This window comes from Flavobacterium sp. 11, assembly GCF_002754315.1.
GTDB lineage: Bacteria > Bacteroidota > Bacteroidia > Flavobacteriales > Flavobacteriaceae > Flavobacterium > Flavobacterium algoritolerans.
The window spans coordinates 1,700,050-1,712,926 of sequence record NZ_PEFE01000001.1; the positions used below are offsets into that span (position 1 = coordinate 1,700,050).

The 12,877-nt window shown below is 33.2% G+C and carries 6 protein-coding genes; all 6 read left to right on the forward strand.

The features are described from left to right. Window positions 1–49 precede the first annotated feature (49 nt). Window positions 50–3,136: a TonB-dependent receptor gene (locus CLV00_RS07465; protein WP_099714528.1), complete on the forward strand. Its 3,087-nt coding sequence runs from the start codon at window positions 50–52 to the stop codon at window positions 3,134–3,136. A 16-nt stretch (window positions 3,137–3,152) separates the two neighbouring features. Beyond that, on the forward strand, window positions 3,153–4,781 hold the full coding sequence (locus CLV00_RS07470) for a RagB/SusD family nutrient uptake outer membrane protein (RefSeq protein ID WP_099716278.1): 1,629 nt from the start codon (window positions 3,153–3,155) through the stop codon (window positions 4,779–4,781). Window positions 4,782–5,127: 346 nt separating this feature from the next. Then, complete coding sequence (locus CLV00_RS07475) at window positions 5,128–7,077, forward strand: S8 family serine peptidase (protein WP_099714529.1); 1,950 nt, start codon at window positions 5,128–5,130, stop codon at window positions 7,075–7,077. Between the two features lie 198 nt (window positions 7,078–7,275). Continuing rightward, window positions 7,276–10,332 carry a SusC/RagA family TonB-linked outer membrane protein gene (locus tag CLV00_RS07480; protein ID WP_099714530.1) on the forward strand — a complete coding sequence of 1,019 codons (3,057 nt, stop codon included), beginning with the start codon at window positions 7,276–7,278 and terminating at the stop codon, window positions 10,330–10,332. Between the two features lie 11 nt (window positions 10,333–10,343). Further along, window positions 10,344–11,825 carry a RagB/SusD family nutrient uptake outer membrane protein gene (locus CLV00_RS07485; RefSeq protein ID WP_099714531.1) on the forward strand — a complete coding sequence of 494 codons (1,482 nt, stop codon included), beginning with the start codon at window positions 10,344–10,346 and terminating at the stop codon, window positions 11,823–11,825. A 15-nt stretch (window positions 11,826–11,840) separates the two neighbouring features. After that, complete coding sequence (locus tag CLV00_RS07490) at window positions 11,841–12,608, forward strand: hypothetical protein (RefSeq protein ID WP_099714532.1); 768 nt, start codon at window positions 11,841–11,843, stop codon at window positions 12,606–12,608. Window positions 12,609–12,877 lie beyond the last annotated feature (269 nt).

Sequence of the window (12,877 nt, forward strand, 5' to 3'; positions counted from 1 at the left end):
AGAAATTATTATGATTTTTGTGAAATAACTAATTCAAAACAAATTTAATATGAGATCAAAATTCAAATGGATTTTTTCGTTGCTATTGGCATTGTCAATGCAATTTGCGTTTGCACAAGAAAAGACTGTTACTGGTGTGGTTACAGATGCTACTGGGCCTATTCCTGGAGCTAACGTTGTTGTTAGAGGTACAAATAGAAGTGCACAAACTGATTTTGATGGAAAGTATTCCATTAAGGCTAGTGCAGGTGAAGTTTTAGTATTTTCTTTTGTAGGTATGAAAGAGACTACAGCAAGTGTTGGAGCTTCTTCTACACTTAGTGTTAAAATGGAGCAACAAGATAATACATTAGAGGAAGTCGTAGTTGTAGGTTATGGAACTCAAAAGAAAAAAAATCTTACAGGTTCGATTTCACAAATTAAAGGTGAGGCTATAGCAAGTTTAGCGACTCCTAGTTTCGAATCTCAATTAGCTGGTAGAGCTGCGGGTGTTCAAGTTACATCTAATTCAGGTGTTTTAGGACAAGCTCCTAGAATTAGAATTAGAGGAATTGGTTCAATTTCTTCTGGAAGCTATCCTTTAGTTGTGGTTGATGGTGTGCCAATTTTCACAGGAGATGTGGGAGGATATGCTAATACTAACGCTTTAGGAGATATAAATCCAGCGGATATTGAATCGACAGAAATTTTAAAAGATGGTTCTGCAACCGCTATTTATGGTTCTAGAGCTTCTAATGGTGTAATTTTAATTACAACTAAAAAAGGAAAAGGTGGTAAATTTAGAGTAAACTACAATACTTATACTGGAGTTGCTTCGCCAATCGATTTATTAGATTTGTTGGGTACTAAAGATTTTATTACAATTCAGAATGAAAAAAGATCAAACAGAGCAGCTTCACCATGGGCAGCTGGAACGACTTTTAATACTGACTGGCAAAAAGCGGTACTTCGTTCTAACGCTTTTCAAACAGATCATAATTTATCATTATCAGGTTCAACTGACAAGACAAATTATTATTTCTCTGTTGGATACAATGAGCAAGAAGGTATTGCAAAAGCAAATAACCAAACTAGATATAACGTAAGAGCTAACGTAGATCAAAAAGTTAAAAGCTGGTTGAACATTGGTGTGAATATGGCTTTGTCCAGAACGCAAAATAATGGTTTAAATACTGGAGCTAACTCATTGTCAGGTTTGATGTTTAATGCAATGCGTCAATTACCAAATACTGCTATTTATGATGCTGCTAATCCAACGGGTTACAATATTGCAGGTGCAAGTGTAGGTCAAGGAGAAAACTTATCAGTAATTGGAAATAATTTACCAAACATTGTTTATGTTTTGGATAATAATATTTACAGATCAAAAATTGATAGATCTTTAGTTAGTCTTTTTGCTGATTTTAAAATTTTACCTAGCTTGAATTTTAAAACTCAAGGAAGTGTAGATGCTATTGGAACGGAAGGTTTTCAGTATTTAAATCCAATTAATGGAGATGGTGCTGGAGTTGCAGGATTAGTTAGAAATAACTTTACAAACTTAACGCGTTGGAATGTTCAAAATATTTTGTCTTACAACAAAACTTTTGGAGATGCCCATACTATTGGAGCTACTGCGATCTATGAAGCACAGAAACAAAAAGTAAATTCTTTCTTTGGTGGAGGTAATGGTTTATCTGATACTTTCTTTAATCAAGGTTTGATCTCGGGTTCATATGCTACTCAAGTTTCTGGTGGAGGAATATCTGAAAATGGAATTATTTCTTATGCAGGTAGATTAACTTATAATTATAAAGAGAAATATTTCCTTCAAGGATCTATTCGTAAAGATGGTCTTTCATCATTGCCTTCTGCTAACAAATGGGGAACTTTCCCAGGAGTTTCTGCAGGTTGGAGTGTGAACAAAGAGTCTTTCATGACACCTTTAGAAAATGTTATTTCTGAATTCAAATTAAGAGCTTCTTATGCTGAAGTTGGAAATACTGATATTGGAAACTACCCTTATTTAGGTTTATATAACAATTCAAAATATGCTGAATATAACGGAATTTCATATTCTCAAGCAGGTAATAACCAATTAAAATGGGAAACTTCAGAGAAGATTGATTATGGTGTAGATTTAGCTTTTTTAAATAATCGTTTAAAATTTACTTATGATTATTTTATCAATAACCAAGATGGATTGATTTTAGCAGTGCCTCAGCCATTGTCATTAGGAGTTCCTGGAAATTCAATATCACAAAATATTGGTTCTTTGAAAAATTCTGGTCATGAAATATCAGTTGAAGCTTCACCTTTTAAAAGTGAAAATTTTGAATGGACTTTAACAGCTAATTTATCTTTAGTTAAAAGTAAAGTGAATACCTTAGTTAATGGTCAGGATATTAATTATGTTGATGCAGATAATTTTAATACTGGAAACAACATATTAAGAGAAGGTGAGTCTCCTTACGCTTTGTACGGTTTTAAATATTGGGGAGTAAATCCAGCTAATGGTAACCCAGTTTATTATAAAGCTGATGGTTCGTTAGTTCAAGGAAATATCGATACTCAAGCATATAGAGTTTTTGATCCAAACAATCCTTCTGATATTTCTGTTGCTTCTTCTTTGAGTACATCTGATAAAAGTATTTTAGGAAGTGTACTTCCTACTTATTTTGGTGCATTCAATTCTAACATGAGATATAAAGATTTTGATTTAGGTTTTATGTTCCGTTTCAGTGGAGGTAATAAAATTCACAATTCAACTAGACGTGATGCGTTAACAATGAATTTCAATAACAATAGTACTGAAATATTAGGAAGATGGCAAAGTGCTGCTAATCCTGGTGATGGATGGACTCCAAGATTGAGAGATGATAGAGAAACTTTTATCAATTTAAATCAAGCATCTACTCGTTTTGTTGAAGATGGTGATTATATCAAATTGGATAACGTAACTTTAGGTTATAATTTACCAAAACCAGTTTTAGAAAAAATTGGAGTTGATAAATTTAGATTTTTTGTACAAGGTCAAAACTTATTAATTATTACAGACTATAAAGGTTTAGATCCAGAAATGGAAATTACAGGTATTGATTTAAATGGTACTCCAAGATCTCGAGTATTCACTATTGGTCTTAATGTAGGTTTCTAATTTAAAAATGAAAAAAATGAAAAATAAAAACAAATTTTTATCCTTATGGAGTGCTAAAATAGCAGTTCCGTTAATGGTGGTTTCACTCTTGTTTGCCTCTTGTAGTGAAGAAAATACGATTGAATTAGATCCTTTCAATAGTATCTCAGAAAATGTTGCTTTTGAAACTCCAGCTTTAATTGATCTTTCGGTAACAGGTATGTATAATGGTGCTCAATTGGGTAACTTTAATGGTGCAGGAGCTAGAGGATATGTATTTGGAGCTGCTTACATTCAGCAAGGTGATAATAGAGGTGAAGATGTAGTTAATTTAGCGGCATTCTACCAATTGACTTATACTGGTACGTATGATCCAACTACAGCTAATAACGTATATTATTGGGCTGATGCTTATCGTTTAATTAATAGAACAAATATTGTAATTGAAGGTGTTGAAAAAGCTGCTGCAAGTGGAATTATTACTCAAGAGGTTGCTAATGACTATATTGGACAAGCAAAATTTTTCAGAGCGATTGCGCACAATGAATTGCTAATTTTTTATGCAAAACCTTTTCAAGATAATAATGGTGCTAATTTAGGAGTTCCTTACAGAGAGATTCCTTATAATACTCCTGCTAATATCGAACTTGGTTTAGCTCAAGGTAGAAATACTGTTGCTGAATGTTATACAAAAATCCTTAAAGATTTGAATGACGCAGAAACGTTACTTTTTTCAAAAAGCGCAAGAGTTGGTGCTGCTAAAATTGAAAGAATTACTAAAGAAGCTGCCATAGCCTATAAAACGAGAGTTCATTTGCATATGCGTAATTGGAATGGTGTAATAACAGAAGGTTTAAAGTTAAATGGTTTGTATTCTATGACTGCAAATCCAGATACTCCTTTTGCTAGTAACAGTTCAAATACGGAGTCTATCTTCTCTATTGCAAATGGTGCTACAAATAATCCAGGTGCGAATGGTGCATTAGCAAATATGTATCATCCACCAATTCCAGCAGCCTCTAATGGTCGTGGATTGGTAGCTATAAGCCCAATTATTTGGAGAGATCCAAGTTGGTTGTCAGATGATAAAAGAAGAACTGAAGGTACTATGATTATTACAGGTATTGGAAGTTATTATCCAAATTCTAAATTCACCAAAAAATACAAAGATGGTGTGAATAAAACAGATGCGGCTCCAGTGATTAGATATGCTGAAGTAGCATTGAATATGGCAGAAGCTTACGCTAGAAATAATGATGTAGCTAATGGTTTAGCAAGATTAAACTCTGTTAGAAATAGATCTTTAGCTGATCCAACAACTCAGGCGTTTACTGCGACTAGTTTTTCTTCGAACATCACATTATTAGGTGCTATATTGAAAGAAAGAAGAATTGAGTTTCTTATGGAAGGACGTCGTTGGGCTGATATTCACAGATTGCAAAACGATGCTAATTTCCCAATAGCTGGTGTTCCTGCAAAAGCTGCTAATGGAGGTTTTTCTAGTGCTTCAACAGCTTTGGCTGCATATGCATTAGGGACTCCGTACTCAGGCGCTTTAGGTGTGAATGCAATTCCTTACGATAACTTCAAGTTTTTGTGGCCTATACCGCAATTGGAATTGGATTCTAATCCAACTCTAAGAGAACAACAAAATCCTGGTTACTAAATAAGTTAATAGTTCATTATAAATAAGGTGAAATAATTATATCAGTTATTAATCTTACTATAAAAGAGCTATAAGTTATTATTATATAAACAGCTATGGGAATTTATTCTTATAGCTGTTTTTTTTATTTTAATTTTTTTCCAGTTAAAAAAGGAAAAGAAAATAGTTAATCTTTCATTCTATAATTTCAATCTTATAAAGGCGATTTTTTTAAAACTTTTAATTAAATGTTTTCTAAATAAGAAGTTTGTTGAATTAATCATATCATCTTGTGCTGTTTTTTAACATAAATAAGTTATTTTTTATTTTAATTTAGCAAGCAAGAAAATCCATTTAATTTCAAATCATGAAAAAAAATACTTTTAGAATATTATTGTTGTTAATGCTGTTTTTTTCAATTTTTTCATATTCACAAAATGACAAAGAAAAAAAAGTTATTTTAAATCAAACCAATGTTTCAAATCTTAAAAAATTGAAAATGGAATTTGGTTTGAGTCAAATAAAAAAATATGAAAAAGCAGTTGCTATTGCTAAACAAAATGGATGGCCTGTTAAATTTACAAGTTCTGATGGGACTTATTCCGAAATTAAAGAAGTTACCGATGATGGATTTCCATTGTATCGTGTAACCAGGAATGAAGGATCTGCATTTACTTCTAGAGCGAATAAATTACGTCCTAATGGCGGATTAGGTTTGAATCTAACAGGTAATGGATTATTCGTAGGGGTCTGGGATCAAGATAATGCGATCATTGCACATGAGGATTTTGGAGGAAGAGCTTTTGTTTATGATAATAATACAAATCCTACTTCGTATCATTCAAGCCACGTGACAGGTACAATGATTAGTTCTGGTGCAAATTCAACTAGTGGTTTAGGTAGAGGTATTGCTTATCAGGCTTACGCTTACGTAAGTAATTGGACTAGAGATTTAGAAGAGATGACAGAATTAGCTACAAATAATGGGTTATTACTCTCTAATCATTCATACGGACTTCTTGCAACTAGCGCAAGTTTTCCAGAGTATATTTTTGGAGCTTACAGGAGTGATTCGAAAGATTTAGATCAAATAGCTTTTGATGCGCCCTATTATCAACCGGTTATTGCAGCTGGTAATGATAGAAATAAAACTCCGAATATTAATGCTTCAAAAGACGGGTATGATTTATTGACGGATTTTAGCACTGCAAAAAATGCAATTGTAGTTGCAGCTGTAGAAGGTTTAAGTGTTAATGGTTATGTTAATTCAAGTAGTGTTGTCATGTCTAATTTTAGTAGCTGGGGACCAACTGATGATAATAGAATAAAACCTGATATTTCTACAAAAGGTGTTAATGTTTTTTCAACAACCAATGCTGCTGGTAATAAGGGGTATGGGACAATATCTGGAACTTCAATGGCAGCTCCTGGAGTTACAGGGACTTTACTGTTATTGCAAGAGCATTTTAGAAATGTTAAAGGGGATTTTATGCGATCTGCTACATTAAGGGGATTAATGATTCATAGTGCTGATGAGGCCGGAGATGCAGATGGACCAGATCCAAGATTTGGTTGGGGCTTGCTAAACGCTGAAAAAGCGGCAATATTAATTACTAATGCATTTGAGACGAATAATAAAGTTTTAATTCAGGAATTTGATTCTAGAACATCTCCTTTGCTTCAAGGTTCTGTTTTTACAAAAGTTATTAAAGCTAAAGGAACTGAGCCCTTGGTAGCAACTATTTCTTGGACAGATCGTTCGGGTGTGGTTAATACTGGTACAGTTGATTTAGCAACTCCTGTTTTGGTAAATGATTTGGATATTAGAATTACTAAAGGGAATGAGGTTTTTTTTCCATGGAGATTAAATGATGTAAGAAGTCTGCCTGCTATTAAAGCAGATAATAGTGTTGATAATGTTGAGAAGATTGAAATTAATAATCCTGCTAATGATTTTTACACAATAACGGTTAACCATAAAGGAAGTTTGATCGGAGATAGTCAAGATTTTTCTTTAATAGTTTCAGGTGTAGATGAAAGCACATTATCAAATTATGAGTCTGATTTTAAATCATTGAATGTATGGCCTAATCCAATGAATGAATTTGTTAATATATCTGTTCAGTCCGATCTTTCTGACGAAATGTACTTAGAGGTGTATGATGTTTTGGGAATTAGACAGCTTTATAAAAAAATAGATTATTCAAATAATGGTTTAGTTAATTCAATAAATGTAGATTCTCTGAAAAAAGGGGTTTATATTTTTAAAATTAAGCAGGGAAATAAACAATCTGTTTGGAAAATATTGAAAAATTAAACTAAATATATTTGAAATTTTTCTTTTTAATACTTTTTTTTCTTCAAAAAAGCGGAATAAACAATAACAGAGTAAAAAGTTCTGTTTTTGATAAAAATGCCTGTTGAATTTAAAAACCTATAATATTAACTATTAAATGTTTGTTAATTAATAATAAATTAATAGTTTTGTTTTTTAACTAACTCAAAAAAATTATTTATGAAATCAAAGTTTACTTGGATTCTTACGCTATGTTTAGCGTTTTTTATTCAGTTTTCCTTTGCGCAAGAGAAAACTGTTTCGGGTACTGTTACTTCTAAATCCGATCAAATGACTATGCCGGGGGTAAATGTTGTTGTACAAGGTACAAGTCGTGGAGTACAAACCGATTTCAATGGAGAGTTTTCTATCAAAGCTTCCGTTGGAGAAAGATTAGTTATTTCTATTGTTGGGTCAAAACCTGTTACTGTTGTGGTAGGTGCTCAAAATAGAATTAATGTTCAGCTTGAAGATGATACTACTGTATTGGAAAATGTTATCGTTGAAGGTTACAATGTAACTAAAACAAAAGCGAAATCTAACGTTGCCTCGGTAACTGTTAGTTCTAAAACTATTGAGGGAAGACCTAATGCCTCTTTTATTCAAACTTTACAGGCGCAAGTTTCTGGTTTGAATATTACATCAGGAACAGGACAACCTGGAGGGAATAGCCAAATTATTATTAGAGGTACAGGTTCTATCAACGGTAAAGTCGAGCCATTATTCGTTATAGACGGAATTCCTTTGAACTCTGATAACTTTAGAAGTATAAATCCTGATGATATTGAATCAGTTTCTGTTCTTAAAGATGCTGGTGCAACTTCTATTTATGGTAATAGAGGAGCAAATGGTGTAATTATTGTTAAAACTAAAAAAGGTAGTTTTGATTCAGCGTTAGGCGTTAAATATTCATCAACTACTGGTTTTTCAACTTTACAAAAAACTAAATACAATTTGATGAACTCTCAAGAATTGCTTACTACTGAGAGAGCATATGGTAGAGGAAGAGGTTTTACTACTGGTCCTAATGGTGGTCCAATGACGGATGCTCAGATTGCTGCAGCACCAAATACAGACTGGAATGATTATTTTTTTAGAACTGGTGTAACTCAAAATCAAGTTTTGAGCTTATCTGCTGGAGGAAAAAACATGACTTCATTTACTTCTCTTGGATATTTTGATCAGCAAGGTATCTTGAAAGGATCTGATTTGAAAAGATTCAGTTTTAGAAGTAATATAAGTGGTAAATCTAATAATGAAAAATTAACCTATTCTACTACTACATCTATCAATTTTTCTAGAAGAAATGAAGCAAACGCTATTGGTACAGGAGGTGTAAATCAAAATTATGTGCTTGGAGCTAATAATAGTGCGCCATACATTACACCTAGTGAGTATAGCACATCTGCGCAACTTTTTGCAGATTATGGTACACAAGGAGGAACTTTATTGCTAACTCCATTATTTCTTATTGATAAGTTAAAGACTTTTGAAAATAGAATTGATGAATTAAAAGGATTGATTAATATTGAAGGTGGTTATAAAATCACTAAAGATTTAAGTATTGGTACATCTATAGCATTAGATTATACTCAACAAAATCTATATACTTGGCAAAGCCCAAGTGCTTTTAATTCACTTCTTTTTGCTGGAGCTGCAACTGCACCTGAATTTGAAGACCAATTGTTCGAAAGAGATGCAGCTATAACTTCAAATACTCGTTTGAATTATAACCGTACTTTTAATGAGAAGCACACTGTAAATGCAGGTGCATATGTTGAATACATCAAAGCACATAGAAATGGTTTTAATTTTAGACAAAGAGGTTTAAATCCTAAAACTACTTCTCCTGGAGCGGGTACTGGATACATTTTAGATGGCCCAGCTAATGATAGATTTGTACCTACTGTAGGTGCTTTTAAACAAGAAACAGGTTTGTTTTCTTATTTTGGTACTGCTGATTATGATTATGACAGCAAATATGGTTTTGGAGCTACTATTCGTAGAGATGCTTCTTCTAGATTCGCAGGAGACAACAGATGGGGTACTTTTTACTCATTAAGTGGTCGTTGGAATATTGACAAAGAAGCTTTCATGCAAGGATCTGTAATTAATGCTCTTAAACTAAGAGGGTCTTATGGAACATCTGGTAATCAAGACGTTTTAAATGGAACATACTTGGCTTTAAATAATACTAGAGAGCTATATACTACTGGTGTTGGTTATAATGGGACTCAGTCTTTTATACTTTCTCAGTTGGCAGTGCCGGATTTACGTTGGGAAACAACTGCTCAAGCAAATATAGGTCTTGATTTTGAGGTTTTTAAAGGTAGATTGAGTGGTTCATTTGATGTGTATAGAAAGAAAACGACAGATTTGTTTATTCCAGTACCCTTATCAGCGGTTAATGCTACACCTACTATAAATGCTAATTTTGGGGCATTAGAAAATAAAGGAGTTGAAGCTACTTTAAATTACGATTTGATTAAAAGTGCTAATGGTTTTAATTTAACTTTGAACTTTAATGGTGCTTATAATAAAAATACAATTCTTGATATAGCTGGAACTACAGGACTAATTGATAATGGAACTACTGTTATTCAAGAAGGTGTTACTATTGATGAATTTTTTCTTACAAGATATCAAGGAGTTAATCCAGCTAATGGTAATTTACTTTTCTTAAATGCTGCTGGAGAAATTACTGAGAATCCTAACCCAACCGTTGATAGAGTTCTTACTGGTAAGTCCAGAATTCCATTGTATCAAGGAGGATTTGGTTTTGATTCAAGCTATAAAGGTTTTTTCTTAACAACCAATTTTTCTTATGCTGCTGAAGTGTATAGAATTGATTTCGATTTACAAGGATTACAGAATCCAACAAATAATGTAGGAGTATTTAATATTTCTGCTGATTTATTAAATGCTTGGACGGCTGACAATAGAGTTACCGATATTCCTGCATTGAGAGCTGCTAATTATGCTGCGCAAAATAATTCAGACCGTTATTTAGTAGATGCTTCATATGTAAGACTAAGATTTGCATCTTTTGGATATGATGTTCCTAAAAAACTATTAGACAAAACGCCTTTCAAAACTGTGAAGGCATTTGTGCAAGGAGAAAACTTAGTTACATTCTCTAAGTGGAGAGGTTGGGATGCTGAAAGCCCACGTACTGCTGACCAATACCAATACCCTACTCCAAAAATCGTTTCTGTAGGATTACAATTAGAATTTTAATATAAAAAGATATGAAAAAAATTAATTTTATTTTATTAGCATTGATCGTGTCATTTTTCTCTTCATGTGAAGATGCGATTGATATTATTCAGCCTGGTGAATTAGGTCCAGATGTTACTTTTCAGACCGTAGATGATTTGCAATTAGGTCTTAATGGTGTTTATGCTGCTGTTGCAGGTGAAAACGCTATAGCTTTTAGCACAGTCTTTACAGATGAAGTTGCTATTGGTTTTGCCAATGGTGGTCAAGGATTGAATGGTGGTGAATATGTTTTTAATCTAACTGCGGCCTCAGGTGATCCTTCGGCAATATGGTATTCTAATTATTCTTTAATAAATAGAGCGAATAGAGTTATCGCAGGAGCTAAGCTTGTTACTCCAACTGCTGCTAATGAAGCGGCATACAAAAACATATTGGCACAAGCACATATATTGAGAGCTTGGGGGCATTTTGTATTGTTAAGTCATTTTACAACAAATATGGCTGATGACAGCGCCCTTGGTGTTATTAAACTTGATTTTGTACCGCTTGTTACTGATCAATTACCAAGAAATACGAATGGTGAAGTTTTTGCATTAATTAATGAAGATTTAAATTTTGTTTCTTCATTGTCTACTAATGCAGTTAATACTTCACGTACTTTTGTTTCAACTGATTTTGTGAAAGCTTTTAGAGCTAGAATGGCAGCATACAGAGGTAAATATGCTGAAGTAACTGCTTTAGCTGATGAGTTAATTGCTGCTTATCCTTTGACTCCTAGATCAGCTACTGTAGCTACAGAAGCTACGTCGTTATATTTAAATATTTGGACTGATGTAGCTATACCTACAGCTACTCAGAATGAAGTTATTTTCAAACTAGAGCGTGTTCCTGGAAATAGATTGATAAATGCAACATGGGCATCTGTTAATAGTACTATAAATGGTTCTCCTTTTTATGAAATGAGTACTGGTTTATACAATTTACTTAATAATCCAAATGATATCAGAAGACGTGCTTTTTTAAGTCCTTCTTCTGATCCTGCCGGAAATAGAATTGTTATTGGTAAGTATCCTGGTTCAGGTGGTATTGTTCAATTGAATGATATTAAAATCTTTAGAACTCCGGAAATGTATTTCTTAAAAGCGGAAGCTCTTGCTGATGCTGGAAACTTTGCAGGTGTAGCTGCGCAATTACAAGCGGTTACTAATGCTAGATTTGTTGCGGGTACAGCTCCGGTTATTGCTACTCCAACTACAGCACAAGCGGCATTTGCTGAAATCTTGAAACAACGTAGAATAGAGTTGTGTTTTGAAGGGCACAGATACTTAGATTTAAAACGTTTGGGTGTTAAAGCGGGTGTTTCTATTGATAGAGATCCAGCGGACTGTAGTATATATAATGCTTGTACTATACCAAATACTGATTATAGATTTACAATGCCTATCCCTGTTGGTGAGCTTAGTGCTAATACTGGTATAAAAGACCAACAAAATCCTGGTTATACTAACTAATTTAACTATTGTATTATGAAAAAATATTTATTAAAAATAACCGTAATTGCCCTTTTTATGGGGGTAATTGTAGGTTGTGAAAGCGAGAGTGTAGTATTTGATAATGTAAATGGCCAAGAGGGTGTTCAATTTACTACAAGAAGTTATAACATTACTGTCCCTCCTGCGGGAACAACAGTTACTATACCAGTAAGTGTTACGACAATTTCTGATGTTGCAAGAACATTTCAAGCGGTTGCAGATGTTAAGTCAACTGGTGCAGCTGTTTCTTATTCAATAGGTGTAGCAACAATTCCCGCTGGATCTTATGAAGGAACTTTAGATGTTACTTTAAATACTAATTCTCTACAGGATGGTATAGCATATACACTACTTGTAAAACTAGTAGCACCTGCTGGAGGTTCAGCCTTTAACGATGTTGCAACTATAAATTATAACAAAAAGGTGGTTTGTAATAATGTTGTGTTAACTGTAACTACTGATGCCTATGCAGAAGAAACTTCTTGGAAAATTAGAAATGCTGCTGGAGTAGTAGTTGCGTCAATACCTCCTGGAACATATGGACCTGCTTCATCTACTGCAAGTAGAGGAAAAGTTTATACACATAATATTAATTTACCAAACGGGAAGTATACTCTTATAATGGAAGATATTTATTGTGATGGTCAAAATGATGGTGTTTATGATGGTGGTTATAAATTAGACTGTTCTATTATTAAGCACGCATCTGGTACTGGAGCTTACGGATGTACAGAAGTTACTGCTTTTGAAATAAACCCGTAAAGAGTTTTTCAAAAAAAATAGAAAGAGTGTTTTGTGACTAACAAAACACTCTTTTTTTTGTAAATAAATAGCTGGAGTCATATCATTTATTATTGCTAACCGACAAAAATAATAAATGATAATAAAAATAACTTCGGCTCTTAAAACATAAGGGGCGTTCTGTAAACGGATTAATCTACCAACTCTTATTTTAATTAATTCAGTTTGAATTCATATTGGCATTTCTTTTTTTAATTATATCTCTTAATAATATATCTTTGCTTGATTAT